Annotated in this window: 22 protein-coding genes; 7 read left to right on the top strand and 15 right to left on the bottom strand. The window is 73.2% G+C overall.

Annotated features, from left to right (window positions below; genetic code table 11):
- Positions 1-68: 68 nt before the first annotated feature.
- The 6 genes from glgB to ACLV7J_RS00590 form a co-directional block, all read right to left on the bottom strand.
- Positions 69-2366 (bottom strand): 1,4-alpha-glucan branching protein GlgB, encoded by a 2298-nt coding sequence (gene glgB, locus ACLV7J_RS00615; RefSeq protein ID WP_411867199.1) that lies wholly within the window; start codon positions 2364-2366, stop codon positions 69-71.
- 122 nt (positions 2367-2488) lie between these two features.
- Positions 2489-3268 (bottom strand): DUF3887 domain-containing protein, encoded by a 780-nt coding sequence (locus ACLV7J_RS00610; protein WP_411867198.1) that lies wholly within the window; start codon positions 3266-3268, stop codon positions 2489-2491.
- Positions 3269-3293: 25 nt separating this feature from the next.
- On the bottom strand, positions 3294-4931 hold the full coding sequence (locus tag ACLV7J_RS00605) for a CocE/NonD family hydrolase (protein ID WP_411867197.1): 1638 nt from the start codon (positions 4929-4931) through the stop codon (positions 3294-3296).
- Between the two features lie 3 nt (positions 4932-4934).
- Entirely contained in the window at positions 4935-5261 is a 327-nt protein-coding gene (locus ACLV7J_RS00600; RefSeq protein WP_411867196.1) for a hypothetical protein, read from the bottom strand.
- A gap of 149 nt (positions 5262-5410) precedes the next feature.
- Complete coding sequence (locus ACLV7J_RS00595) at positions 5411-5848, bottom strand: DUF4332 domain-containing protein (protein WP_411867195.1); 438 nt, start codon at positions 5846-5848, stop codon at positions 5411-5413.
- 32 nt (positions 5849-5880) lie between these two features.
- Positions 5881-6348, bottom strand: coding sequence for a Ycf51 family protein (locus ACLV7J_RS00590; RefSeq protein ID WP_411867194.1), 468 nt, complete (start codon positions 6346-6348; stop codon positions 5881-5883).
- Between the two features lie 67 nt (positions 6349-6415).
- On the opposite strand from ACLV7J_RS00590, the gene ACLV7J_RS00585 reads away from it, so the two are divergent.
- The 5 genes from ACLV7J_RS00585 to ACLV7J_RS00565 all read left to right on the top strand — a co-directional run bounded on the left by ACLV7J_RS00585 (position 6416) and on the right by ACLV7J_RS00565 (position 14466).
- Positions 6416-10984 (top strand): translocation/assembly module TamB domain-containing protein, encoded by a 4569-nt coding sequence (locus ACLV7J_RS00585; RefSeq protein WP_411867193.1) that lies wholly within the window; start codon positions 6416-6418, stop codon positions 10982-10984.
- Between the two features lie 141 nt (positions 10985-11125).
- Positions 11126-12028 (top strand): ROK family protein, encoded by a 903-nt coding sequence (locus ACLV7J_RS00580; RefSeq protein ID WP_411867192.1) that lies wholly within the window; start codon positions 11126-11128, stop codon positions 12026-12028.
- Positions 12029-12108: 80 nt separating this feature from the next.
- Positions 12109-13431, top strand: a complete 1323-nt coding sequence (locus ACLV7J_RS00575; protein WP_411867191.1) for a glutamate-5-semialdehyde dehydrogenase — start codon at positions 12109-12111, stop codon at positions 13429-13431.
- Positions 13428-13841: a dihydroneopterin aldolase gene (gene folB / locus ACLV7J_RS00570; protein WP_411867190.1), complete on the top strand. Its 414-nt coding sequence runs from the start codon at positions 13428-13430 to the stop codon at positions 13839-13841. Before ACLV7J_RS00575 ends, folB begins: the two co-directional genes overlap by 4 nt.
- A 19-nt stretch (positions 13842-13860) precedes the next feature.
- Positions 13861-14466 carry an esterase/lipase family protein gene (locus tag ACLV7J_RS00565; RefSeq protein ID WP_411867189.1) on the top strand — a complete coding sequence of 202 codons (606 nt, stop codon included), beginning with the start codon at positions 13861-13863 and terminating at the stop codon, positions 14464-14466.
- A 24-nt stretch (positions 14467-14490) separates the two neighbouring features.
- On the opposite strand, the gene ACLV7J_RS00560 is transcribed toward ACLV7J_RS00565, so the two are convergent.
- The 5 genes from ACLV7J_RS00560 to thrS all read right to left on the bottom strand — a co-directional run bounded on the left by ACLV7J_RS00560 (position 14491) and on the right by thrS (position 22451).
- A complete protein-coding gene (locus tag ACLV7J_RS00560) occupies positions 14491-16749 on the bottom strand; it encodes a M3 family metallopeptidase (RefSeq protein WP_411867188.1) in 2259 nt (752 codons plus the stop codon).
- 61 nt (positions 16750-16810) lie between these two features.
- Positions 16811-18439 (bottom strand): NAD(P)H-quinone oxidoreductase subunit 4, encoded by a 1629-nt coding sequence (locus ACLV7J_RS00555; protein ID WP_411867187.1) that lies wholly within the window; start codon positions 18437-18439, stop codon positions 16811-16813.
- A 211-nt stretch (positions 18440-18650) separates the two neighbouring features.
- Positions 18651-19589 carry a homoserine kinase gene (gene thrB / locus ACLV7J_RS00550; protein WP_411867186.1) on the bottom strand — a complete coding sequence of 313 codons (939 nt, stop codon included), beginning with the start codon at positions 19587-19589 and terminating at the stop codon, positions 18651-18653.
- A 59-nt stretch (positions 19590-19648) separates the two neighbouring features.
- Positions 19649-20713, bottom strand: coding sequence for a glucokinase (locus tag ACLV7J_RS00545; RefSeq protein WP_411867185.1), 1065 nt, complete (start codon positions 20711-20713; stop codon positions 19649-19651).
- 10 nt (positions 20714-20723) lie between these two features.
- Positions 20724-22451, bottom strand: a complete 1728-nt coding sequence (gene thrS, locus ACLV7J_RS00540; protein WP_411867566.1) for a threonine--tRNA ligase — start codon at positions 22449-22451, stop codon at positions 20724-20726.
- Between the two features lie 211 nt (positions 22452-22662).
- Between thrS and ACLV7J_RS00535 the strand changes: the two genes are divergently transcribed.
- Both ACLV7J_RS00535 and ACLV7J_RS00530 read left to right on the top strand, forming a co-directional pair.
- On the top strand, positions 22663-23007 hold the full coding sequence (locus tag ACLV7J_RS00535) for a DUF2605 family protein (RefSeq protein ID WP_411867184.1): 345 nt from the start codon (positions 22663-22665) through the stop codon (positions 23005-23007).
- The gene (locus ACLV7J_RS00530) at positions 23004-23456 is read left to right on the top strand and encodes an NINE protein (protein ID WP_411867183.1); all 453 of its coding nucleotides are present in this window, start codon (positions 23004-23006) and stop codon (positions 23454-23456) included. The genes ACLV7J_RS00535 and ACLV7J_RS00530 overlap by 4 nt, the downstream gene beginning before the upstream one ends.
- Positions 23457-23459: 3 nt before the next feature.
- Here the strand turns inward: ACLV7J_RS00530 and ACLV7J_RS00525 are convergent, their stop codons facing one another.
- The 4 genes from ACLV7J_RS00525 to ACLV7J_RS00510 all read right to left on the bottom strand — a co-directional run bounded on the left by ACLV7J_RS00525 (position 23460) and on the right by ACLV7J_RS00510 (position 26667).
- Positions 23460-24137 (bottom strand): muramidase, encoded by a 678-nt coding sequence (locus ACLV7J_RS00525; RefSeq protein ID WP_411867182.1) that lies wholly within the window; start codon positions 24135-24137, stop codon positions 23460-23462.
- A gap of 272 nt (positions 24138-24409) precedes the next feature.
- Positions 24410-25438, bottom strand: coding sequence for a tryptophan--tRNA ligase (gene trpS, locus ACLV7J_RS00520; protein ID WP_411867181.1), 1029 nt, complete (start codon positions 25436-25438; stop codon positions 24410-24412).
- 81 nt (positions 25439-25519) lie between these two features.
- Positions 25520-26125: a hypothetical protein gene (locus ACLV7J_RS00515; protein ID WP_411867180.1), complete on the bottom strand. Its 606-nt coding sequence runs from the start codon at positions 26123-26125 to the stop codon at positions 25520-25522.
- Between the two features lie 17 nt (positions 26126-26142).
- The gene (locus ACLV7J_RS00510; RefSeq protein WP_411867179.1) at positions 26143-26667 is read right to left on the bottom strand and encodes a hypothetical protein; all 525 of its coding nucleotides are present in this window, start codon (positions 26665-26667) and stop codon (positions 26143-26145) included.
- Between the last annotated feature and the right edge of the window lie 2 nt (positions 26668-26669).

The raw sequence follows: 26669 nt of genomic DNA, 5'->3' as shown, positions 1-26669 counted from the left end.
CTTACCCGAACAGCCCCCGGCCGCCCGGCCCGCGCCGGGCCAGGGCAAGTGCTTCGTCACAGACCGGATCAGGCCGCTGGGCCGGCGGCCAGCTCCTGGCTGCGCTTCTCGTCGCGGCTGAACACCAGCACCGACAGGGGCGGCAGGCAGAGATCCAGGGACTGCTCATAGCCGTGGATGCCCCAGTCGTCGGTGAACTTGCCGCCGAGGTTGCCCAGGTTGCTGCCGCCGTAGCGCTCGGCGTCGGTGTTGAACACCTCGCTGTAGAAGCCGGGCAGCGGCACCCCCACCCGGTAGTGGGAGTGGCTCTGGGGGGTGAAGTTGGCCACCACCACCACCCAGCGACCGGTGGTGCTCTCCCGCCGCATGAAGGTGATCACCGAGTGGCGATTGTCGTTGCAGTCGATCCACTGGAAGCCGAACTGGTCGTGGTCGTCGCCCCAGAGCGCCCGTTCCGACTTGTAGAAGACGTTCAGATCGTCCACAAGGCGCTGCAGTCCCTGGTGCGGCTCGAACTGGAGCAGGTCCCACTGCAGGTCGCCCCAGACGTTCCACTCGGCCCGCTGGCCGAATTCCATCCCCATGAAGATGGTCTTCTTGCCGGGGTGGGTCCACATGTAGGCCAGCAGCGCCCGCACGTTGGCGAACTTCTGCCAGTCGTCACCCGGCATCTTGTGCAGCAGGTGGCTCTTGCCGTGCACCACCTCGTCGTGGCTGAGGGCCAGCATGAAGTTCTCGGTGTAGGCGTACCAGATCGAGAACGTGACGTTGTTCTGATGGAACTGGCGGAACCACGGATCCAGCTCGAAGTAATCGAGCATGTCGTGCATCCAGCCCATGTTCCACTTCAGGTTGAAGCCGAGGCCGCCGATGCTGGTGGGCTGGGTCACCATCGGCCAGGTGGTGGATTCCTCGGCGATCGAGAGGGCGCCGGGGAAGTGCTCGAACAGCACGTGGTTGGCCTGCTGCAGGAAGCGCACCGCCTCGGTGTTCTCGCGGCCGCCGTGCTCGTTGGGCAGCCACTCCCCGTCGGGGCGCAGGTAGTCGCGGTAGAGCATCGACGCCACCGCATCGACGCGGATGCCGTCGATGTGGAACTGCTCGAACCAGAACACCAGGTTCGCCACCAGGAAGTTGCGAACCTCGTTCCGGCTGTAGTTGAAGATCAGCGTGCCCCACTCCTTGTGCTCGCCGATGCGCGGATCGGCGTGCTCATAGAGGTGGGCGCCATCGAAGAAGGCCAGGCCGTGGGCATCCTTGGGGAAGTGGCCCGGCACCCAGTCGAGGATCACACCGATGCCCTCGGCGTGGCAGCGGTCCACGAAGGCGCGGAATTCATCCGGCGTGCCGAAGCGGCTGGTGGGGGCGTACCAGCCCGTCACCTGGTAGCCCCAGGAGCCATCGAAGGGATGCTCCGAGATGGGCATCAGCTCGATGTGGGTGAAGCCCCGGGCCTTCACGTAGGGGATCAGCTTGTCGGCCAGCTCCGGATAGGTGAGCAGGCGGGCGCCGGGTTTGAGGTCGGCGGCGGGCACGGGCGGCCGCGGCGTGCCATCGGCTTCGATGTAGGGCTGATCGGCGCTGCCGTGCAGCCAGCTGCCCAGGTGCAGCTCGTACACCGCGATCGGCTGGTCCAGGGGGTTGCGGCTGTCCCGGGCCGCCATCCAGGCGGCATCACTCCAGGGGAAGGCGCCCAGGGACTCGACGATCGAGCCGTTGGCGGGACGCACCTCGTGGCGGAAGCCGTAGGGGTCGGCCTTCTGGTAGCAGTGGCCCGCCTGGGTGCGCACCTCGTACTTGTAGATCTCGCCGGCGGCAAGGCCGGGGATGAACAGCTCCCAGAGGCCGCCCACGCGGCTCTGCATGGGGTGATGGCGGCCGTCCCAGCCGTTGAAGTTGCCGAGCAGGGCCACGCTGCGGGCATTGGGGGCCCACAGGCAGAACTGCACGCCGGCCACCCCGTGGTGCTGCACCGGGTGGGCGCCCATGCGGCGCCAGATGTGGTGGTGGTTGCCCTCGGCGAACAGGTGGCGATCCAGCTCGCCCATCCACTCGTCGCGGAAGGCCCAGGGGTCGTGGGCCACGTGCTCGATGCCGCCGCGCCGCACCCGCACCTGGTAGGTGCTGCCGGGGGCGTCCGCCAGCTCGGCCTCGAACAGCCAGGGGTGGTGCGGGGTCTCCAGGGGGATGGTCTGGCCGGCGTGGAGCAGCTCCACCCGCTCGGCCTCCGGCATCCAGACCCGCACTGTCCAGCCCCCGGACTCCAGGGGCTGGGGACCCAACAGCGCGAAGGGATGGTCGTGCCGGCATTCCGCCAGGCGCTGGGCGTCGTCCACCAACCAGTCGAGCTGAGCCAGCACAGGCATTGAGAGCAGGGCGTGGCTGCGAGCCTAGGCGGCTTTCCGGGGGCGGTCGTTGCGGATTTGACGGGCCGTCTCGGGCGTGGTCGTCGCCTGGACCCCGCGGCCGCCGCGCACGGTGTTGGGCGTCAGCGCGCCGGCCGGGGTTTGGCCGGTGCCTCGGGGAAGTCGACCCCCACGATCTGGTTGTTGGCGTTGAGGATCACGAAGAGGTTGTCGGTGAGCCGGTTGAACTCCACGTTCACCAGCACCAGCCGGGCGTCCGGGGTTCTCTCCGCCTCCACGGCCCGGCCCACCCGCAGGAAGTTGCCGGTTTCGCGCTGCAGCTGCAGCCACTTGGCCTGCAGGGCCGCCGGGGGGATCTCCTTCTGGAAGTCCGGGCTGAGGAAGCTCTCGGCGGTGATGAAGTTGCCGGTGCTGAGGGCCCGCACGAAATTCAGCGCCACTTCGCTGGTGGCGTCATCGGTGCGGTCCACGTAGTAGCGGCTGATCTTGCCCTCGTGGTTGAGCACGATGAAGATCACCAACTTGCCGTCGGCGGTGGTGAGCTCAGCCTCCACGGTGCTGCTGTTGACGCCGCTGCGCACGCTCAGCAGCTCGTAGCTGAGGATCCTGGGCTGGCTGCGGATCGTGGCGGCCACCATCGAGGGGCTGCTCATCGCCTTCAGCTCATCGGAGAACTGGGCGTAGCGGGCGTTGGCATCGCGGCTCTTCACCGCCTCCAGCACGCGGCGCGCGGCGGCCCGGGCCTGCTCCACGCTCAGGGCCGGCTGGGTAGAACGCGCGGCGGCGGCCGGGGCCTTGGCGGCGCCCTGCGCCAGGGCCGCCCCGGGCGCCAGGGTCAGGGCCGCCCCGCTGAGGCCGGCGGTGGCGACAGCGAGACCAAGCAGGACGGCGCGCAGGGTCACGGGCGGGGGGAGGGTCGGAGTCGGCTCAGTTTGCCCCAAGCATCGGGGTGATGCCGAGCTCCGCCTCGGCCAGCTGCAGCTCCAGGGTGATCACCCGGTGGCCGGGGCCGCTGGGGCCGGCGGGCAGGGCGCCGGTGCCGGGATTGACGGCGATCTGGGGCCAGGCGGCGGCACCGATCGAGAGCCGCAGCTGCTCGCCGGGCTGGAGGGTGGCCAGCAGGGGCTGCAGGGCCACGCGCCGCCGCAGCGGCCGCTGGGCGTCGGGCCCCAGCCAGCGGGCCACACCGGTGCTGAGCTGCAGCACCGCGCCCGAGGGCCTGAGCACCGAGAGGGCCACCGCCAGATCGAAGCCCGGCTGGTCCGCCGCCACCACCAGCTCCAGCACCGGCCGGCCCAGCAGCTCCAGGGGGGCCGCCAGCGGGACACCCGTGAAGCAGGCCACGTCGCTGCGCTGGTCGAGATCGCCCCGCTCCGCCGGGCCGGCATCGAGGCCCAGGTGGCCGCCGCGGCCCGGCAGCGGCCGCCAGGGGTCGTGCACCAGCAGCACCGCGGCGCCCCCGGAGCCGCCGCTCCGGCCGCCAGCCCCGGGGCCGGCCTCCAGCAGCTGGCCCTCGCCGGCATCGATCGCCGCCAGGCCGCCGCTGGCCAGCCGCCAGCGCTGGGCGCTGGAGCGGCGGGGGGAGCGGGCCAGCCAGCGCCCCGTGGTCAGGTCCGCCAGCAGGGCCGGGGGCTGGGCGGCGGCCGGCGGCGGCTCCCGGTCGCGCAGGTGGCGATCGAAGAAGGCCAGCTGCAGCCGGTCGATCCCCCCCTGCCAGTTGAGGTGGGTCCAGGGACCGATGCGCAGCAGCTGGTCGCTGCCGCCGGCCTCGGCCCGCTGCCAGAGGTCCAGCACGCCGTTGAGATAGGGGTCGTGCCAGCCACCGATCTGCAGCATCGGCCGGCTCCAGAGCTCCGCCGGCGGCTGGTGGCTGCGCCAGCCCTGGGGGTCGGTGGGATCCCGCCGCAGCCAGGCCAGCCCCATGCCGCCGGGGTCGTGGCGGGCCAGCAGCTCCAGACCCACCCCCAGGAAGCTGCCGTCCGCCAGGGCCTGGCGGAGTGCCATCCAGCCCGCGTCGTCGCCCTGGCGCCGGCAGCCCTCGGCGGCCAGCTGCAGGGCCCAGGCCAGGCCCAGGCCCCACCAGTGGGCGCCACCGTCGCTGGCCCAGTGCCGCCGCTCCTCCAGCCCCGCCATGGCGGGGGCGAGGGCATCGGGCAGCTGGGCGCCATCGCGCCAGAGCAACTGGCTCAGGCCCTGATACGAGAAGCCGTAGCAGCCCACCCGGCCGTTGCACCAGGACTGATCCCGCAGCCAGGCCAGGGTGCAGCTGCCGTCGTCCGCCTCCTGGGCAAAGCCGGCGAAGCTGCCGCCGGAGTCGCCGCGGCCGCGCACGTCCTGCACCACCACGGCGTAGCCCTGGCTGGCATACCAGTGGGGATGGGCGTAGGTGACGGTGGAGGCGATCGCCCGGCCATAGGGCTGGCGCATCAACAGGGCCGGCCAGGGGCCGCGGCCGGCCGGGCGCCAGAGGCGGCCCACCAGGGGGACGCCATCCGGGGTCGTGAGGCTGACGTCGCTGACCTGAACCGGCTGGTCAGCTCCGGGGATCCCGGCCGCGGCCGCCACGGCTCAGCGCACCTCGGGGCAGTGCAGGCCCACCACGTAGGTGGTGAGGATCTCGGCGTCGGTCTTGTTGAGGCCCTGGCGGGAGGCCACCATCGCCACCGCCTTGGGCGAGGTGGAGGAGATGCCCTGGGCGTTGAGGGCCCTGAGGTCGTTGCAGAGGCTGCGGGCCAGCTGCGGGTTCTGCTTGACCGAATCCAGCAGGGGGGAATTGGCCAGGGCGGGCAGGGCGACCAGGCCGGCGGCGGGGATGGCCAGGGCGGCGGTCAGCAGCGCGAGCACGGGCCGGGCGGCTGGGTCGTGGGCTCGGAGCTGGCGGCGGGAGGAACGCACGGCGAGACAGGGGGAGACCCTGGCGTGGGACTGGGGAGCGAGGCGGGGCCGGATGGAAGCCGAGGGGAAGGGGATCGGCGGGGCTCAGCACCCGTGTGGTTGTCAATCCATTCCAGGGGCCTGCGCCCGGAGCCGTAGGGGCGCGGGGGTCAGTTCGGCGAGCGACTGGGGTTGGGCTGGCCAGGGCCCGGCTGCCCGGGACCCGGCTGGCCAGGGCCGGCCTGGGCCTGGCGGATCCAGCGGCGCAGCGTGGCCGGATCGACCCGGGGCGGGGCCATGCCCAGCAGGGAACGCTCCAGCCGGCCCAGCTGGGTGAGCAGCTGCTGGGGCGAGGCCTCGGCCAGGCCGCGGCGGCTGGCGATGCCGGCATAGAGCAGCAGGGCGGCCTCCTCGGGCTCCAGCCCCACCTCCACCACCAGCTGGGCCTGACCCCGCAGCTTGATCAGCCGCTGCTCGGAGGCGCGGCCACCGCTGGCCAGGCGGCGCAGCTGGGGATCGCCCTGGCTGGCCAGGGCAGACCAGCTGTCGATGCCGGCCGCGGCGAGCACGGCGGCCTCGGCGCGGAAGTGGCTCGGCAGGCGCAGCATCACCGGGAGCTCCCCAAGCGGGGGACAGCCGCTCAGGGCAGCACCGTCACGGCATCGCCGCGCAGGCTGCGGGTGGCCTCCGCCAGGATCACCGGCCGCGCCAGGCCGTCCCCGGCGGCCTCGATGCGGCGCAGCCGCACATGCACCAGGCCGTCGTCACTGCTGCGACCGCCACCGCGCAGGTTGCGGGCCACCTGCTCCACCGTGGGGGCATAGGCCGCGGGGGCCAGGCCCTCCGGGGCGGCGGCGATCACCAAGTCGGTGCCGTTGTCGAACACCACCGGCACGGTCACCGCACCCTCGACCGCCGTGCGGGGCGAATAGCTGATCGCGAAGGCCAGGCAGGAGAGCGCCAGCAGGGCGGTGAAGCTGGTCACCCCCACCAGGCGGAAGCGGATCCCCCAGCGGGCCAGGAAGCCGGCCACGGTGAGCACCGCCAACACACCGCTCGCGGCGCCCAGCCAGGTGCCGGCCGAAAACAGCAGGGGATCGGCGGGCATGGGCACGGGGCAAGCGAAGCAACCCCCTTATATTCGGGCCTCCCCAGCCGCTGACAGCCACGGGCCCATGGGGGTGCAGCCGCAGGACTCCCGCGACCCGGCCAGCCCGTCCCCGGCCAGTCCCCCCCCGGCCACGGCCCGTCCCAGCCTGCCGCGGCGCCTGGCGCCCCTGGCCCTGGCCGCCGGAGTTGCGGCCGTGGCCTGGTGGGGGGCCGATGGCGCCGGTGCCGGCCTCTACCGCCACCTCAAACCCCAGCTGGAGCGGCAGCTCGGCCGGGTGATGGGCCACCCCCTGGAGCTCGGCCCCTACCGCGGCCTGCGGCCCTGGGGGGTCGCCGCCGGAGCCAGCCGCTTCCGGCCGGGGCCCGACAACCCCTCCACGGCCGAGGTGGAGGCCGTGACGGTGAGCCTCGACCCCCTGGCGAGCCTGGCCCGCCAGGCCTGGATGCTGCGCCTGGAGCTGCGGGGGGCCCGCGCCGAGCTGCGCCCCAATCGCCGCGGCGCCTACTGGGAACTGGGCCGTGTTCCCCCCGGGGCCGAACCACCCCGCCTCGGGCTCGAGATCCGGCTGCAGGAGGCCGCGCAGGTGCGGCTGCTGCCCCCGGCGGTGGCGGGTCTGCCCAACCGGCCCCTGCAGGCCTCCCTGCAGGGCCGCACACGGCTGGAGCTGTGGCGGCGCCAGCTGCGGCTCGACGGCAGCCTGAGGCCTACGGCCGGCGGCGTTCTGCCCTTCGAGGGTGCCCTGAACTGGCGGGATCGGCGCTGGTCCGTGGCCGTGGCTCCGCGCCAGCTGCCCGTGGCGCCCCTGGTACCGCTGCTGCCCGCGGGGGTACAGCGCCAGCTGGCGGGCCGGCTGGAGGGCCTGGCCAGCGGCCGGCTGGAGCTCGTGGATGCGGGCCGAAGCCAGTCCGCTCAGGGCGGCTGGCGTCCCACCAGCGCAGGGAACCCGGACCGGCGCTGCCAGGGCCAGCTGCAGGTCCGCGGCGCCCGCTGGCGCTGGCCGGTGCTGCCCGCGCCCCTGGCGGCCGAGCGGCTGACCCTGCGCTGCCGCGGCCAGGCCCTGCTGCTGCTGCCCGGCGAGCTGGCCATGGGGCCCTGGAGCGGGCGGGTCCAGGGCGGCTTCCAGCTGGCGGGGCGCCGGGCCGGCCGGCTGGAGCTGCAGCTGCAGGCCCGGGAGCGCCGGCGCGGGCACCGCCTCGGTGGCAGCCTGGCCGGTCCCTGGCGCTATCTGGCCGGCCGCCTGCAGGGGCGGCTGCAGCTGCCCGCGATCGGCCGGGGTCCGGCCCGGCCCCTGGACCTCAGCGCCCGCCTGGAGGTGGATGGACGGCCCGACCGCCGCGGCGGTGCGCCCCTGCGGCTGCGGCTGCCCGACCTGGTGCTGCGGCGCGGCGATGCCCGCCTCACGGCGGTCGGCAGCGTGTGGCCGCGGCTGGACCTGCGCTCCCGCGAGCTGCGGCTGGGCCAGGACCTCTGGCGCGATCTGCCCGCCCTCACCGGCCCCCTGGGGGCCTCGCCCCAGCTGGAGGCGGAGCTGCGGGCCAGCGGCAGCCTGGCGGATCCGCGGCTGGCCCTGGACCTGCGCCAGCGGCGCAACCTCCTGGTGGGACCCTGGAACGCCCAGCTGGCCTGGGCCCGCCAGCGGCTGGTGCTGGAGCAGCTGACGGGCCCCGAACTGCAGGCCAGCGGCCGGATGCCCCTCGCCTGGGGCCGCCAGGGCCTGCGGGCCGGCGAGCTGGACCTGCAGCTGGCCCTGCGCCGCTACCCCCTGGCGCGGCTGACACCGCTGCTGGGCTCGCGGGTGCGCGGGGTCTTCGACGCCTCGGGCTCGCTGCGGGGTCCGCTGGCGGCCCTGCGGCCCGATCTGGAGCTGCAGGTGCAATCCCCCGGAGCGGGCCCCCTGGCCCTGGCCGAAACCTGGCGCGGCCGGCTCAGCCCGACCCCGGGCGGCGGCGGCACCCTGGCGCTCGACGCCCAGGCCCCGGCGCCGCCGGGGAGGCTCACGGCCAGCCTGGGCCGGAACTGGCTCCCCAGCCGGGTGCAGCTGGAGCGGCAGGAGGGCCAGCTGGCCTTCAGCGGCTCGCCGCGCCGCTACCTCTGGCGGGCCGGCGCCTTCCCCCTCGCCGGCCTCAGCCTGGCCCTCGGCCCCAGGCAGCGGTTCCAGCCCCTCTCCGGCCTGCTCAGCGGCCAGGGCTCCCTGGATCTGCAGCCCCTGTGGATGCACGGCAGCGCCAGCATCGAGGCGCCCCAGCTGCTCGGCATCCGCGGCCGCCGCTTCGACGCCCACGGCGAGTACCGCGGCGATCGCTTCGAGCTCACAGGTCTGCTGCAGCCCCGCGGCGATGGCCCCCGCTCCGGCGGACAGATCGGCCTGCGCCTGCGCGGCGAGCGCGGCGGTGCCCTCTGGAGCCGGCTCGAGGGCCGCGACCTCAGCGCCGACCTGATCCGGGAACTGCTGGAGGCCTGGCCCCAGTGGCGGGGCGGGCCGCCACCGCCCCGCGGCCGGGCCCGGGATCTGGGCAGCCTGGCGATCGACACGCTGGGCGGCAGCCTGCAGGACCAGCTCCAGGCCCTGGCGGCGGCCCAGCAGCAGCTGGCCAGCCAGGCCGTCCTGGAACGGGAGCGCTCGCCACGCCCCCAGCTGCAGGACCTGCAGGCCTTAGTGGATGCCAACCTCACCCTCACCGGACCCTCGCCCGATCGCCTGCACCTCGACCTGAGGGCCCGCGGCCACCTCTGGCTGGAGCGGGACGACCGGGACCAGGTGCTGGCCAGCGAACCGCTGCGGGTGCGCCTCGAGGGCCCCCTGGGCCAGGGCGCTGGCCGCTTCAGCTTCGACCACCTGCCCCTGGCGCTGCTGGCCCTGCTGACGCCCGTGCCGGAGGGGCTGCGCGGCGGCCTCTCGGCCCAGGGGCGCTACCGGCTGGGGGGCGCCAGTCCCGAACTGGAGGCGACCCTGGCCCTGCAGCAGGCCAGCCTCAACGGCCAGGCCCTCTCCCTGGAGCGGGGCGCCCTGGCCCTCGACGGCGACGCCGTGGAGGTGGACTGGGCGCTGCGCAGCGCCGGTGCCAGCAGCGACGTGGAGTTCAAGGGCCGGGTGCCGCTGCAGCCAGAGGCCGAGGGCCTGGAGCTGCGCCTGGCCAGCCGCGCCGATGGCCTGCGCTTCCTGGCCAGCCTGGCGGGGCCGTCGGTGCGCTGGCAGCAGGGCACGGCCGACCTGCAGCTGCTGGTGCGCGGCAGCCTGCGCCAGCCGATCGCCAACGGCTTCCTGCGCTTCCGCAAGGGCGTACTGGAGGTGGCCGGCCAGACCATGCGCGAGCTGGAGGCCACGGTGCTGTTCGACTTCGCCGAGCTGGAGCTGCAGGAGCTCAGCGCCAAGGTGGGCGAGCGCGGCCTGCTCTCCGGCAGCGGCCAGCTGGCCCTGGTCAATCCCAGCGAGGACCAGGCGCGGCCCCTGACCCTGCAGCTGCGCCAGGCCCCCTTCAGCGTGCCGCGGCTGCGGGCAGTGGCCGATGGCGCGGTGCGGGTGGGCGGCAGCCTGCTGCGCCCCCAGCTCGGCGGCGAACTGCGCCTCTCCAGGGGGGTGCTGAACGTGCAGCCGGGCCAGCTGGCCAAGGTGGAGGCGCCGGAGCAGCCGGTGAGCGTGCGCCAGCTGGTGGAGGAGCGCTGGGACTTCAACCAGCCGATCGTGGTGATGGGGCCCGACATCGAGAGCGGCACCAGCCGTTCCCTGCGGGAGGCGGTGCCGAACCTGCCCTTCATCGGCCTCGATGGCCTGCGGCTGCGCCTGGGGCCGGACCTGAGGGTGGTGGTGCCGAACGTGGTGAACTTCAGCACCGCCGGCCTGCTGACCCTCAACGGCCCGCTCGATCCCTCCCTCCAGGCCCGGGGGGTGGTGCGGCTGCTCAACGGCCGCCTGGGACTGTTCACCACCAGCTTCAGCCTGGATCCCGACGCGCCGAACGTGGCGGTGTTCACCCCGTCCCTGGGGCTGATCCCCTACCTGGACATCGCCCTGCGCACCCGCGTGTCGGACAACATCGCCACGGGCCGCAACGACCGCTCCAACATCTACGACTGGAACGTGGCCGCCCCCACCACGGCCCTGGACCAGCTGAACCTGGTCCGGGTGGTGCTGACCGTGAGCGGGCCGGCCGACCGGCTGATGGAGAACATCCGCCTGCGCAGCTCCCCGCCCCTGCCGGAGGACCGGCTGGTGGCCCTGATCGGCGGCAACTCCCTGGTGGGCCTGATCGGCGGCAACGCCACGGCCGCCCTGGCCACGGCGCTGGGCCAGTCGCTGCTCTCGCCGGTGGTGGGCAGCCTCAGTGAGGCCTTCGGCCAGCGCTTCAGCTTCGCCCTCTATCCCACCTACTTCGCCCCCGCCGACACGGCCAGCAGCAGCGGGCCGGGCCAGACCCGCGCGCGCCGCATCCCCTCGCAGCTGGTGCTAGGCAGCGAGATCGGCCTGGACCTCACGGAGCGCTTCAACTTCTCCGTACTGGCCGCCCCCAACCGCAGCGACATCCCCCCACAGATGACCCTGCGCTACCAGGCCAGCGACAAGCTGGGCCTGCAGGGCTCGGTCGACAGCGAGGGCCGCTGGCAGACCCAGCTGCAGCTGTTCTTCCGCTTCTGACGTCCCGGCCATGACGTTCCGGCTTCTGACATCCCGGCTCTGACGTCCCGGCCCTGAACCGCCGGGTGTGAACGGCCGTCGCCCCCCCCCCGGGGCATTCACCAGTCCGCCCTACCCTGCCCGCCAGCTCCGGCCCGCGCGATGACCCAGCTGATCGGTGTCGACCTGGGCGGCACCGCCATCAAGCTCGGGCGCTTCGATCCCCAGGGCGAACTGCTGGCGGAGCTGCAGCTCGCCACCCCCCGCCCGGCGATGCCCGGCGCCGTGACCCTGGCGATCGCCGAGGCGATCGGCCAGCTCGACCCGGACGGCCTGGCGGAGGTGGTGGGCATCGGCCTGCCCGGCCCCACCGATCGCCACAACCGCATCGCCCGACTGGCCATCAACCTGGAGGGCTGGCAGGAGGTGCCCCTGGCCGACTGGCTGGAGCCCCGTCTGGGCCGCCGGGTGACCCTGGCCAACGACGCCAACGCCGCCCTGGTGGGTGAGGCCTGGCGCGGCGCCGCCCAGGACTGCCGCGACGCCATCCTGCTGACCCTCGGCACCGGCGTGGGGGGCGGCATCCTGCTCAACGGCGAGCTGTTCGTGGGCCACGGCGGCGCCGCCGGCGAGCTGGGCCTGATCGGCGTGGAGCCCGATGGCGCGCCCTGCAACAGCGGCAACAGTGGCTCCCTGGAGACCCGCTGCTCGATCCGCGGCCTGGCCCGGCTCAGCCCGCTGGATCCCGCCGAGCTCAGCCGGCGGGCCGCGGCGGGGGATCCCGAGGCCCTGGCGGTGTGGGCGACCTACGGGCGCTGGCTGGGGATCGGCCTGAGTTCGCTGCTCTACGTGCTCACCCCGGAGGTGGTGCTGATCGGCGGCGGCCTCAGCGGCGCCAGTGCGCACTTCCTGCCGGCGGTGCGGGCCGAGCTGGAGCGGCGGGTGCTGGCGGTGAGCCGCGAGGGGCTGGAGCTGCGCCGCTGCGCCCTGGGCAACGGCGCCGGCCGCCTCGGCGCCGCCAAGCTGGCCCTGGACCGGCTGGTGCGCGGGCCGGCGGGGGGCTGAGTCGACGCGGCGCTCCGGCACAGGGGAGGTCCGGTTGGGATGATGCTCTTCAAGCCCCACCCCAGAGCCCGCCCCCGGCCGTGAGCGTGATCGACCAAGCCAGCGTTCCCGATCCCTCCCCCGAGCTGCTGCAGCGGGCGGCCTCCGTGCGCCGGGCCGCCATGGCCCTGGGCCAGTGCAGCGACCAGCAGCGGCGCGAGGCCCTGCTGGCGATGGCCGCAGCTCTCGAGGCCAACGCCGCCGCGATCGTGGCGGCCAACCGCGCCGACCTGGAGGCGGCGGCGGCCGACGGCCTGGCCCCGGCCCTCGTGGCCCGGCTCAAGCTGGATGACGCCAAGCTCGCCGGCGCGATCGAGGGCGTACGCCAGCTGGCGGCCCTCGCCGATCCCCTGGGCCAGCGCCAGCTGCACACCGAACTGGATGCCGGCCTGGTGCTGGAGCGGGTCAGCGTGCCCCTGGGCGTGGTGGGGGTGATCTTCGAGGCGCGGCCCGATGCGGTGGTGCAGATCGCCTCCCTGGCGATCCGCTCTGGCAACGGCGCCATCCTCAAGGGGGGGCGGGAGGCCGCCCACAGCTGCGCGGCGATCCTGGCGGCCCTGCAGCAGGGCCTGGCCGGCTCGGCGGTGAGCCCCGAGGCCCTGGCCCTGCTCACCTCCCGCGAGGAGAGCCTGGCGCTGCTCAAGCTCGACGGCCTGGTGGACCTGATCATTCCCCGCGGCTCCAACGCCCTGGTGCGCTTCATCCAGGACCACACCCGCATCCCCGTGCTGGGCCACGCCGATGGCATCTGCCATCTCTATGTGGACCGGGACGTGGACATCCCCCAGGCGGTGCGCATCGCCGTGGACGCCAAGACCCAGTACCCGGCCGCCTGCAACGCCATCGAGACCCTGCTGGTGCACCGCGCCGTGGCGCCGGCCTTCCTAGCTGCGGCGATCCCAGCCCTCAGCGCCGCCGGCGTGGAACTGCGCGGCGACGCAGCGGCCCGGGAGCTCGGCGTGGCCGGGGTGGCGACGGAGGACGACTGGCACACGGAGTACTCCGACCTGATCCTGGCGGTGAAGGTGGTGGACGACCTGGAGGAGGCCCTGGCCCACATCGCCCGCTACGGCTCGCGTCACACCGATGCCATTGCCACCCGCGACGACGCCACGGCCGAGCGCTTCCTGCGGGCCGTGGACAGCGCCGGGGTGTATCGCAACTGCTCCACCCGCTTCGCCGACGGCTTCCGCTACGGCTTCGGCGCCGAGGTGGGCATCAGCACCCAGACCCTGCCGCCCCGGGGCCCGGTGGGCCTCGAAGGCCTGGTGACCTACCGCTACCGGCTGCGGGGCGAGGGCCACATCGCCGCCGACTACGCCAGCGGCCAGCGCCAGTTCAGCCACCGCGCCCTGCCCCTGTGATCCCAGCCGCCGCGCCCGGTTCCGCCCCCCAGCCCCCGGCCGATCGGATCCTGGTGCGCGACCTGCGGCTCTGGGCCCACGTGGGCGTGCTGGAGCCGGAGCGCCAGCTGGGCCAGTGGTTCGAGCTCGACCTGGAGCTGGCGGTGGATCTGGCCGCCGCCGGCGCCGCCGATGCCCTGGAGCTCAGCCTGGACTACAGCCGCGCCATCACGGCCCTGCAGCAGCAGGCCCGCACGGTGCGCTGCCTGACCCTGGAGCACTACGCCGAGCGGATCCTCACGCTGCTGGAGGAGCTTTACGGCCCGGTGCCGATGCGGCTGGAGCTGCGCAAGTGCCGGGCGCCGGTGCCGGGCTTCACGGGCACCGTGGCGGTGCGGCGCAGCCGGCATGGCCAGGGCGTGGCCTGGTGAGGCCGGAGGGCGACAGGCCATGAGCCGCACACCTCCCCACCGCCCGCTGGTGCTGGTGCACGGCCTCTGGGACACCCCGCGGCTGTTCCGGCGGCTGGAGGAGTGGCTGGGGGGGCGCCGCGATCCACTGCTGATCCCGAACCTGCCCCACGGCCTGGGCAGCACCCCCCTGGAGGAGCTGGCGGCGCAGCTGGGGGAGCAGATCGAGGCGGCCTTCGGCCCCGAGCAGGAGCTGGATCTGCTGGGCTTCTCCATGGGCGGCGTGATCGGCCGCATCTGGATCCAGCTGCTGGGCGGCCACCGCCGCACCCGCCGCTTCATCAGCGTCGGCAGCCCCCAGAACGGCACCTTCGCGGCCCAGCCCTGGCCCCGCTGGCTGCTGCCCGGCATCGCCGACATGAAGGTGGGCAGCCCGCTGATCCAGCGTCTCAACGCCGATCTCACGCCCCTGAAGGGCCTGGACTGCCGCAGCTTCTGGTGCCCGATCGACACGATGATCGTGCCCCCCTGGAAGGGGGTGCTGCCGGTTGGCACGGTGCAGGTGCTGCCGGTGGCCAACCACAAGCACCTGATCACCCGCCCCGAGGCCCTGGGGCCGATCGGAGCCGCCCTGCTGGAGCCCTGAGCCCGAGGGGGGCGGCCCGTCAGCTCACACCGCCACCAGGCCGGAGTGGCGGATCAGGGCCTCACTGCTGGGCTGACGCCCCCGGAAGGCCTCGAACACCGCCTTGGGATCCAGGCTGCCCCCCAGGCTGAGCACCGTGTCGCGGAAGCGGCGGCCGGTCTCGCGGATGCGCGACTCGTTCTCCAGACCCACCTCCTCAAAGGCGCTGAAGGCGTCGGCACTGAGCACCTCGGCCCACTTGTAGGAGTAGTAGCCGGCCGCGTAGCCGCCGGCGAAGATGTGGCCGAAGGAGCAGAGGAAGGCGTCCTCGTCGATCGGGGGCAGCACCGTGGTGTTGGCCGCGATCGCGCGGCGCAGCTGCTCGGGGCTCTGGCCGCAGCCGGGATGCCACTGGCTGTGCAGCCGCAGGTCGGTGAGGGCGAAGTGCACCTGGCGCAGGGTGGCGGCGCCCCCCAGGAAGGTGCGGGCGGCCAGCAGCTTGGCGAACTCCGCCTCGGGCAGGGGCTCGCCGCTCTGCCAGTGGTGGGCCATACCCAACAGGGTGGCGCGGTCGTAGCACCAGTTCTCCATGAACTGGCTGGGCAGCTCCACCGCATCCCACTCCACGTTGTTGATGCCCGCGGCCTGGGGCCGCTCCACGGTGGTGAGCATGTGCTGCAGTCCGTGGCCGAACTCGTGGAAGAGGGTCTCCACCTCCTCGAAGGTCATCAGGCTGGGGGTCTCACCCACCGGCGGGCTCTGGTTGCAGATCAGGTAGGCCACCGGCAGCACCGGGGCGCCATCCGCGGCCCGGGAGCGCCCCAGGCACTCATCCATCCAGGCACCGCCGCGCTTCGTGCCGGGACGGCTGTAGGGGTCGAGGTAGAAGGCGGCGATCGGCTGGCCGGCCCGCTCGCCGGCCCCGGGGCCCTCCAGCACCCGGAAGAAGCGCACGTCGGGGTGCCACACCGGCGCCTCGCCATCGGCGGCGCTGATCTGGATGTCGAACAGGCGGCCGCAGAGGGCGAACAGGCCGTCGAGCACCCGCGGCAGCGGGAAGTAGGGGCGCAGGGCCTCGCTGTCGAGCTCAAAGCTCTCCTGGCGCAGCACCTCCGCCCAGAAGCTCACGTCCCAGGGCTGCAGATCCGCCGCCTCGGGGGCGCCGTGGCGGGCGGCGCAGGCCCGCAGCTCCTCCAGTTCCCGCTCCGCCACCGGCAGGGCGGCGGCCCGCAGCTCCTCCAGCAGCGCCTCCACGGCGGCCTCGGAGTGGGCCATCTTCGAGGCCAGGCTCACCTCGGCCCAGTTGGCATAGCCCAGGCGCCGGGCCTGCTCGCCGCGCAGCGTGAGGATCCGCTCGATCAGCGGCCAGTTGTTGAGCTCGGCGCTGGCCCCCTCCCCCTGGCCGGAGGCGCGGCCCACGTGGGCCTTGTAGAGCCGCTCGCGCAGGTCGCGGCGGCGGCTGTACTTGAGGAAGGGGATGTAGCGGGGCATGTCGAGCCCCAGCAGCCAGGGGCCGGCCTCGGCCGTGGCCTCGCCGCCATCGGCGGCCGTGGGGCCGGCGCCGCGGGCCGCCTGGGCCAGCTGCTCGAGCAGGCTCGCCGGCAGCCCCTCAATCTCCTCGGCACTCGTGAGGCAGAGGGTCCAGCCGTTGGTGGCATCGAGCACCTGGTTGCCGAAGCGGGTGGAGAGCTCGGCCAGCTCCTGGCTGGCGGCGTTGAAGGCGGCCTGGGCCTCGCCCTCCAGGCCCACGCCCCGCAGCTGCATCGCCCGCAGCTCGGCGGCCAGGATCCGCTGCTGGGCGCCATCCAGCTGGCCGGCCTCGCCGGGGGCGGCGCTGCGGTGCTGGTGATCGAGGGTCTCCAGGGCGCGGTAGAGCACCCGGCTCTGGCCCAGGCGGTTGCCGAAGGCCACCACCGCCGCCTGCTGGCCGGCGTGGGCCTCCCGCAGCTCGGGGCTGTTGCAAACCCCGGTGAGGTGGCTCACCACGCCCCAGCTCCAGCGCAGGCGCTCCTCCAGCCGCTGCAGTGGATCCAGCACCACCTGCCAGCTGAGCGGGCCAGCGGCGGCGAGGGCCGTCTCCAGCCGCTGCTCCAGGGCGGTGAGCTCCAGTTCCAGGTCCGCCAGCAGGCTGGGGATGTGGGCACCCACCTGCTCCGGCGTGATCGCCTCAAACGGGGGCAGGCCGGCGCCGATCAGCAGCGGCGGAACGCCGGACCCGTCGGCCGCCGAGGCGGAGCCGCTGGGGATGGCGGCGGCTGGGGCGGCGGAGTCCGGGGCGCTGGAGCTGGCGGGAGCGGCGGTCATCGGCGCGGGGGGCTGGCGGTCGCAGCGACCATTCCAGCCCAACCGGGCCGAGCGGCGCGGTTCAGCCGAGGGCGGGAAGCCGGCCCAGCGCCACCTGGACCACGGCGGCCGCATCGGCGACCAGCTGGCCGGCGGGATGGGAGGCGATCTGAACGGCGCTGTGGGCGGCCAGATCCGTGGCCAGGGCCGTGGTGCTGGCCTCGTAGAGGTCGATGGCCACCCGCGGCCAGAAGCCGATCACCAGGGTGGGCACCAGCAGGCAGAGGCCAATCACCAGCTCCCGCGGCTTCATGTCGCCCACCACGGCCAGGGCCGGGATGCGCGGGCCGAAGAAGACGCGGCGGCAGAGGCTGAGCAGGTACACCGGCGTGAGCACCAGGCCGATGGCCGCCAGGATCACGGTGATCACCCGGAAGCCGGTGGTGAAGTCGGCGTTGCTGGTGACCCCCAGGAACACCGTGATCTCGCTCACGAAGCCGCTCATGCCCGGCAGGGCCAGGGAGGCCAGGGAGCTGGCCAGGAAGAAGGCGAAGGTGATCGGCAGCACCTTGGCCAGGCCGCCCATGTTGGGGATCGAGAGGGTCTTGGTGCGCTCGTAGAACACCCCCGTCACGAAGAACATGGCGGCGGCAATCAGGCCGTGGCTGATCATCTGCAGCATCGCCCCGCTCATGCCCAGGCTGTTGACGGCGCCGATGCCCAGCAGCACGAAGCCCATGTGGCTCACGGAGCTGCAGGCGATGCGCCGTTTCACGTTGTCCTGGGCGAAGGCGTTCAGCGCCCCGTAGACGATGTTGACGATGCCGAGCACGATCAGGGCCGGCGCCAGCTGCAGATGGGCCTCGGGCAGCATCTGCACGTTGAAGCGCAGCAGGGCGTAGCCGCCCATCTTCAGCAGCACGCCCGCCAGCAGCATCGACACCGGCGCGTTGGCCTCGCCGTGGGCATCGGGCAGCCAGGTGTGCAGGGGGAACATCGGCAGTTTTACCCCGAAGCCGATCAGGAAGCCGAGGTAACAGAGCAGGCCGAAGCTGCCGCCGGGGCTGCGGGCGGCCAGCTCACTGAGGTTGAGGGTGAAGGGGCCGTTGAGGGCCAGGGCCAGGCCGCTGAGCAGGATCAGCAGCGAGGCGGTGGCCGTGTAGAGGATGAACTTGGTGGCGGCGTACTGGCGCTGCTGGCCGCCCCAGATGGCGATCAGCAGGTACACCGGCACCAGCTCCAGCTCCCAGGCCAGGAAGAACAGCAGGAAGTCCTGGGAGAGGAACACCAGGGCCTGGGCCGAGGCCTGCACCAGCAGCAGGGCGAAGTAGAGGCGCGTCTTCTTCTGGATGTTCCAGCTGGCCGCCACCGACAGCAGGGTCACCAGGCCGGAGAGCACCACCAGGGGGGCCGAGAGGCCGTCGGCCGCCAGGGACCACTCCAGCCCCAGGGAGGGGACCCAGGCGAAGCGCTCCACCAGCTGGAGATCGGCCAGGGAGCCGTCGAAGCGCTGGCTGAACACCCACAGCATCAGGCCGAGGTCGGCCGCGAGGGTCGCCAGGGCGACGGTGCGGGGAAGCTTGGGATCGGTGCCGTCCCCCGGGAGCAGCATCAGCAGCGGCGCCACGGCCACCGGCAGCAGCGTGATCAGGCTCAGCCAGGGGAAACTGCCGAGGTTGGACGCGGCCGTGAGGGGCAGATTGGCGTCCATCTCAGCTTGATCGGGGGGAGATCGGTCGGACGACAGCCCAGGAGACGCCAGCCGCTGGCCGCACTGGCGGCCCTGCAGTGACGACGCTGAGACGGCAAGAGTGCTGCCGCAACGCGCCCCGTGGGATGCAACCCAACCCTGTCAATGTAACAGTTTAGGTATTTTTACTCAGCCTTGGTCTCCTGCCCTGGTGGTGTGCGGGAGGGCTGGTTCAGAGGGGTTGCCAGCGGCTGCCGGCCTGCTGCAGCGGCAGCACCTCGGACCTCGACGCTACGCCTTCGCCCTCCCAGGCACGCACCATCGCCCGGCTCACGGCCGCAGCCGTGGCCCGGCTGCAGAGGGCCAGCAGGCTGGGGCCCGCGCCGCTGATCACGCAGCCCCAGGCCCCCGCCTCCAGGGCCGCCTCCCGCACCCGCCGGCCGCCCTGGATCAGGCCCCAGCGGTAGGGCTCGTGGATGCGGTCGTGCATGCCATCGGCGATCAGGTCGCCGTTGCCAGTGCGCAGCCCCTGCAGCAGCAGGGTGAGGGAGCCGAGGTTGGTCACGGCATCGGGGATCGCGATCACCTTGGGCATCACCCGCCGGGCCTCACTGGTGGAGAGGCGGATCGCCGGGATCGCCACCACCGCCAGCACCTCCGGCGACCACTCGCAGCGGATCACGCGCCAGCGGTGCGAGGCGGCCTTGGCGGTCATGCACAGGCCCCCTAGCAGCGAGGGCACCACGTTGTCGGGGTGGCCCTCGATGTCGATGGCCAGCTCCAGCAGCTTCTCGCGGCTGAGGGGTTCGCCGATCAGGGCGTTGGCGCCCATCAGGCCGGCCACGATAGCGGTGGCGCTGCTGCCCAGGCCCCGGGCCGGCGGCACCGCCAGGCGCACCCGGGCCTCGATCGCCATCGGCTGCTCCCCGGCCTCCTTCCACACCCGCTGGGCCGCCCGATAGACGAGGTTGTCGGGCCCACCGCGCAGGTGGGAGCCCTCGCTGCCCTCGATGATCAGATCGAAGCGCTCGTCATCGCCCTCGATGCGGCGCAGTTCAAAGCGGTTGTTGAGATCGAGGGCAGCGCCGAGGCAATCAAACCCGGGGCCCAGGTTCGCCGTGGTCGCCGGCACATCCACCACGACGCCCTGTCCAATGCGCGGGCGCACCATGCCTGTCCTTCTGCTCGGGCCAGTGTCCCACCCGCCGGTGACGGCCCCCGCCGCCCCGATCAGGAGCCCAGCAGCATGCGGGCGCGGCAGGCGGCGCTGAACAGGCCGGCCTGCGGGTCGGTGAGGGCCGTGACCGGCACCTGGGCCAGCACCGGGCTGAGGCGCCCCTTGGCCCGCAGGGGACCCAGGAAGGCGGGCGAGCGCAGCGCCTCCAGGAGCTTGGCCGCCGTGCCGCCACCCACCCACAGGCCGCCCAGGCAGAGGCTCTGCAGGGCCAGGTCCCCGGCCACGGCCCCGTAGGCCCCCAGCCAGAGCTCCAGGGCCCGGCCCGCCAGGGGATCGCCGGCCGCGGCCGCCTGGGCGGTGAGGGCCGGCAGGTCCGGCGTGGACGCAGCGGGCTCGGGGTGACGCCAGGCCCGGGCCGCGGCCGCCAGGGCGTGCCGGCCTTCGGGATCGGCGCCGGCCAGCAGCCAGCGCATCACCTCCCCCAGGCCGGTGCCGCTCACGATCCGCTCGATCGAGACCCGCTCCAGCCCCCGGTCGGCCTGCAGCCACTGCTGGAGATCCCACTCCTCGGCCGTGCGGGGGGCAAAGGCCGCGTGGGCCGCCTCGCTGGCCACCGCCACCAGGCCGGCGGCCGTCGGCACGCCGATCGCCACCCCCAGACCGGTGCCGGCCCCGAGGATCGCCAGGGGCGCGCCGGGATCCGGCGCCGGATTGGCGGGATCCAGCGGCACCTGCTGCCCGGGGCCGAGGTGGGGCAGGCCGTAGATCAGCACGGCGAAGTCGTTCACCAGCTCCAGCCGCCCGAGGCCACAGGCGGCCGCCAGGGCGGTCTCCTCCAGCTCCCAGGGCAGGTTGGTGAGCTTGACGCGGCCATGGCGCACGGGGCCGGCCACGGCGAAGCAGGCCGCGGCCGGGGGCTCCTGGCGGAGTGGTGCCTGGCGCGGGGGCTCCCCCGTGGCGCCGCCGGCCAGGAAGTGATTCACCAGGGCGGCGAAGTCGTCCCAGTCGGCGGAGGGGAAGCGTTCAGCCCGCTGCTGGATCAGCGCGCCCCCCTCCAGCCGGTAGGTGGCCAGCAGCGTCTTGGTGCCGCCGATGTCGCAGGCCAGCAGGGTCGTCATCGGGCGGGCCTCAGGCGCTGGCGGCCGCCGGCAGCCCCAGGCCGGCGGCCCGGCCGGCGTTGGCGCCGGTGGCGGCCGCGAGCAGATCCGTCACCGCCACGCTGCCCAGATCCCCGTCGCGGCGGCTGCGCAGACTCACCCGGCCGCTTTCGGCCTCCTTGGCGCCGATCACCGCCAGCACGGGGATCTTCATCTGCTCGCCGTTGCGGATCAGCTTGCCGAGGCGGTCGCCGGAGTGGTCGATGGCGGCCCGCACCCCCGCGGCCTTGAGCTGGCCCAGCAGCTCCTCGGCGTAGGGCATCACCTCATCGGTGACCGGCAGCAGCCGGATCTGCTCGGGGGCCAGCCAGAAGGGGAAATCGCCGGCGTAGTTCTCGGTCATGATCCCGAAGAACCGCTCCAGCGAGCCGAAGATGGCCCGGTGGATCATGATCGGCCGCTGGCGGGTGCCATCGGCGGCCACGTACTCCAGGGCGAAGCGTTCCGGCAGGTTGAAGTCGAGCTGGATCGTGGAGCACTGCCACATCCGGCCGATGGCGTCTTCGATCTTGATGTCGATCTTGGGGCCGTAGAAGGCACCGCCGCCCTCGTCGACCTTGTAGGCCCAGCCCTTGCGATCGAGGGCCTCGATCAGGCCCTGGGTGGCCAGCTCCCACACGGCGTCTTCGCCGATGGATTTGTCCGGGCGGGTGGAGAGGTTGATCTCGTAGTTGCGGAAATCGAAGGTGGAGAGGATCTGCTCGGTGAGATCGAGGATGCGCAGGATCTCATCGCTGATCTGCTCCGGCAGGCAGAACACGTGGGCATCGTCCTGGGTGAAGCCCCGCACCCGCATCAGCCCGTGCATCACGCCGGGGCGCTCGTAGCGGTACACGGTGCCCAGCTCGGCCCAGCGGATCGGCAGCTCGCGGTAGCTGCGCAGGGTGCTGGCGTAGGTGAGCACGTGGAAGGGGCAGTTCATGGGCTTGAGCTGGTATTCCCGCTCATCCACCTGCATCGGGCCGAACATGCTCTCGGCATAGAAGTCGAGGTGGCCGGAGGTCTTCCACAGGCTGATGTCGGCCACGTGGGGCGTGTAGAGCAGCTCGTAGCCCGCGGCGAAGTGCAGCTCCCGCCAGAGGTTCTCGATCAGCAGGCGCATGCGGGCGCCGCGGGGATGCCAGAACACCAGGCCGGCGCCGGCCTCATCCTCGATCGAGAACAGATCCAGATCGGTGCCGAGGCGGCGGTGGTCGCGGCGCAGGGCCTCCTCCTTGCGGCGCTTGTGTTCCGCCAGCTGCTCCGGGGTTTCCCAGGCGGTGCCGTAGATGCGCTGCAGCTGGGCCTTGGTTTCATCGCCGCGCCAGTAGGCCCCAGCCACGCTCTCCAGCTCGAAGGCCTTGGCGTTGAGCTCGCCGGTGTTGGCCACGTGGGGGCCGGCGCAGAGGTCCCACCACGTTTCGCCCAGGGTGTAGAGGCTGATGGGCTCCTGGATGCCCGCCAGGATCTCCAGCTTGTAGGGCTCGTTCTGGGCCTGGATCCTGGCCGCGGCCTCGGCGCGGCTCACCTCGATCCGCTCGAGCGGCAGCTTCCTGTTGATGATCTTGATCATCTCCTTCTTGATGCCCTTGAGATCGGCCTCGGTGAAGGGATCGGGGCTGTCGAAGTCGTAGTAGAAGCCGCTCTCGGTCCAGGGGCCGATCGTCACCTGGGCTTTGGGGAACAGCGTCTGCACCGCCATGGCCAGCACGTGGCTCATCGAGTGGCGGATGCGCAGCAGCTGGGGGCTCTCGCTGGTCTTGGGCAGGGGAATCGGGCTGGGAGCCGCGCCAGGGGCCCCGGCGGGGGCGGTGGTCGTGGTGGCCGCGCTGCTGCTGAGGGATTGGTCGGCAGAGCGGGTCGCGGTCACGGCAGACAGGCAGGCAAACCCGATCCTACGCAGCCCAAATCGGGCTCCTTAGGCTGGGTGGGTGAGCCTTCCCCCTCCCCCACCGGAATCGGTCGCGCTGCTCGATCAGCTGCTGACCTCCCTGTTCGACGACTTCGAGACCTGGTTCCGCCGCGGCCTGGTGCTGCTCGACTGCGCCCCCGAGAACCTGCTGCCCGCCGCGGAGCGGGAGCAGCTGCGCGCCGATCTGAGCGAGGGCCTGGCGGGCCTGGCCGCCACCCGGGCCCTGCGCCGGGCCTCCCCCACCCCCATGGCCGTGGACATGGACGCCATGACCCCCTGGCACCGGCTGATGATGCGGGTCTGGAACCTCTCCTCGCAGCTGCGGGGGGCGGGGGTCCCCCTGCCCGACCAGGACGCCCCATGACCCAGGCCCGCCCGCTGGCTGTCCGCCCGCGGCAGCGCCGCAGCCTGGCCGCGGGCTATCTGCTCTGGGCCCTGGCGCTGGTGGGCCTCTGCGGCCTGCAGCGCTTCTACGCCCGCAGGCCCGTCAGCGGCACCCTCTGGTTGTGCACCCTGGGGCTTTGCGGCGTGGGCCAGCTGCTGGATCTGTTCCTGATGCCGGGCCTGATCGAGCAGGCCAACCGGCAGGGCGACGGCCTCGCCCTGGGGGAGCCGGTGGATCGCCAGCTGCTGGCCCTGGCCCGCCGCAGCGGTGCCGCCGGCTTCACCCTCAACGACGCCCTGCTGGAACTCAAGCTGCCCGCCGATCTGCCGCGGGAACGGGTGCGGGAGGAGGTGGAGCGGCTGCTGTTCGACCACCTGCTCGATGTCGGCAACGACGAGCGGGGCCGGGTGGTCTACCGGGAGCCCTGAGGCTCAGGCCTGCTCAGCGCTGCGGGCGCGGCGCAGGCTGGCGCTGTAGAAGCGCTCCAGCTCCTCGGCGCTCTTGACGGGCTGGCCGTAGGCGCTGGCGCCCGCCAGGGTGGGGAAGGAGGCCCACTCGCCGGCGAGGCGCGCCATGGCCTGGCGATCCAGGCCGCCGCGGTCAATGGCCCCCAGGGCGCCGCGGCGCTCCACCAGGTAGAGGGCGGCCTGGTCCTGGCTGGCGGGATCGAAGCGGGCCAGCCGCAGCTTGCGGGAGGCTTCACCCCAGGTGCCCGGCAGGAACTGGTAGGCCCCGGCGGCGGCGCTGGCGTAGCGCTTCACCACCACGATCTCGGGATGGCGCTCCAGGCTGGCGAAGCGGCCGCCGCCGTAGAGGGTGCGGTAGCCCTCCGGACGGCCGCCCAGCCAAGTGCCCTCGGCGTAGCGGATCGTGTTGAGCAGGGCGCGGCGCTCGGGGGTGATGGCGTAGTGGCCGGCGGGGCGGGCCGGGGCGGCCTCGCGGGCGTCCGGGGCGTCCTGCACCGCTGGGGACCCGGTGGCCATGGCCTGCCCCTGGGCCGCTGCCGACTCCGGCCGGAACTCCACCAGCAGGGGCAGCGCCAGCACGGAGGCGAGGGCGCAACCCAGGAACAGGGGGGGCGTGGAGCCGGGCAGCGGGCGACGAACCATGGGCAAGCGGGCAAGGCGAAGTCGGTTGAGCCTGCTGGCCCGAGCAGTCCCAGGGGGAGACCCCCTGGAACCGCCCTGGACAAACGGACCGGACCATGCCTTGGACCCATGCCACTGCACCTGGGACCCAGCTGCGACGCGCCTGGGAGCCGTGAGACGCAGCGATCTGCGCCCGCGACGGAGCCAGGCCCTTCGCCGTCACCGGTGTCTGACCGCTCAACGCGCGGAGGCCCCGTTTCGATCAGCCAAGCTGATGGTTCGAGTCCGATCGATCAGCCCCGTGCCAGGAATCCCAGGGCCTCACGGGTGCGCTCCAGGGTGGCCTGGGCCACCGCCTGGGCCCGCTCACGGCCAGCCGCCAGCACCCGATCCAGTTCCGCCGGATCGGCGCTGAGCTCGGCGTAGCGCTGCTGCACCGGCCGCAGCGCCTCCACGGTGGCCTCCGCCAGCAGCGGCTTGAAGGTGCCCCAGCCCATGGCCGCGCACTCGGCGGCGACCAGCTCGCGGCCCTTGCCGCTGAGGATCGCGTAGAGCCCCAGCAGGTTGTCGGTCTCGGGGCGCTCGGGGTTGCCGAACTCCAGGCCCATCACCGGATCGGTCTTGGCGCGCTTGATCTTCTTGGTGATCAGCTCCGGGGGATCCAGCAGCGTGATGCGCGAACCCTCGTTGGGGTCGCTCTTGCTCATCTTGCTGCGGCCATCGGTGAGGCTCATCACCCGGGCCCCCTCCTTGAGGATCAGGGGTTCGGGCACCTTCAGCACCGGGATCCGCTCGCCCTCGGCGTCCAGCTGGCCGAAGCGGGCATTGATGCGCTGCTGGGCGATGTCGCGGGCCAGCTCCAGGTGCTGCTTCTGGTCCTCGCCCACGGGCACGAGGTCGGCGTCATAGAGCAGGATGTCGGCTGCCATCAGCACCGGGTAATCCAGCAGGCCCACCGACACCTGGTCGCCCTGCTTGATCGCCTTTTCCTTGAACTGGATCATCCGCTCCAGCCAGTTGAGCGGCGTGACGCAGTTCAGCAGCCAGGCCAGCTCGCTGTGGGCCGGCACGTGGCTCTGCACGAACACCGTGCTCCTGGCCGGGTCGATGCCGCAGGCCAGATAGAGCGCGGCGGTCTTGCGGGTGTCAGCGGCCAGCTGGCCCGGCTCGTGGGGCACGGTGATGGCGTGCAGGTCCACCACGCAGAAGAAGGTGTCGTGGCTGTCCTGCAGGTCCACCCAGTTGCGGATGGCCCCCAGCCAGTTGCCCAGATGCAGCGCCCCGGTGGGCTGAACCCCGGAGAGAACCCTTGCGCGCTGCATCCCAAAGCCAGACGGTTGGGCGGATTCTGCCCTGGGGGCGGCCCCCCGCCGGCGTCGGACGGCCGGCGGCGGCTGGAGCGATCAGGCCTCGGCGGCGCTGGTCTCGGGGGTGGCTTCAGCGCCGGCGTCCGATCCCTCGGCGGCGATGACGTCAGCCGTCACGCCGTCCGCGGTCTCAGCGCTGTCGCTGGCCGCAGGGGCCTCATCCACGGCGGGCTCGGCCTCTGCGGCCACGGGAGCCGGGGGCTTGCTGGGCCTGGCGAAGGGGTTGACCCGCTGGCCACCCCGCTCACCCCGGGCCTCGCCACGGCCCTCCGGCCGGCCTTCGCCGCGGCGGCCACGGCTCTCACCCTGGGGGCGGCTGCCGGCCTGGGCGCGGTGCTGGGCCAGCACCTCGTCGAGCTTGCCCTCCTCCAGCAGCTGGGCCACGGTGCGGATCGAGAGGCCCAGGGCGGCCACGGTGGAACGCAGGCCGAAGGCCTCCTGCACGGCCCGGGCGGCCCGCAGCTCGTTGTCGCTCAGGCGGATGCGGAAGCCGCCCTGGTCACGGCCGCCACCGTCCCGTTGGCCGCCGTCCCGTTGGCCGCCCTCGCGGGGGCCGCGGCCGCCGGGGAAACGGCCCTCTCCACCCCGTCCGCCGTCCTGGCGCTCCTGGGACCGGCCCGCGTCGTTCAACCCGTCGGCCATGGCCGCAACCCTTGAAATCAGGGGCAAGTGTGACGCATGGCGGTGGCCGCGGGCCAGCACCACTCCAGCCGGTGCGGCTCGGCGCTGCCGGCGCGGGCCAGCACCAGCAGGGGCAGCGGTCGGGGGCCCGGCGTCTCCAGGTGGCGGCGGTAGAGATCGAGCAGCAGCAGGTAGCGCTCCAGGGTCCAGCCGGGGCCCGGCTGCTCCTGGGAGCACCAGAAGCGGCGCAGGGCGCGGCTGCAGGCCTCGCGGCCGAACTCCTCCCAGCAGCGCTCCTGGGCCAGGTCGGCCGTCAGCCCCTGGCGGCGCAGCTCGCGGAAGCGCACCAGCTCCGGGGCCTCGGCGCTGGCATCCGGCGGCAGCACCTGGGCCAGCCGCCGCACCGGCACTACCTCCAGCCGCAGCCAGCAGCGCTCCAGCAGCAGCACCGGCAGCTCCCCATGCCAGCCCTGCTCGCGCTGCTGCTGCGCCAGCAGCCGCTCCAGCCGCAGGCGCAGCCGCGGCGTCTGCAGGGCACCGCTCAGCAGGGCGTTGTCGGCCATCG

Source organism: Vulcanococcus limneticus LL, from assembly GCF_943369875.1.
In the GTDB taxonomy this organism is placed as follows: domain Bacteria; phylum Cyanobacteriota; class Cyanobacteriia; order PCC-6307; family Cyanobiaceae; genus Vulcanococcus; species Vulcanococcus limneticus_A.
Note: the sequence above shows the minus strand (reverse complement) of the source record. Positions and strands in the feature narration are given on the sequence as shown.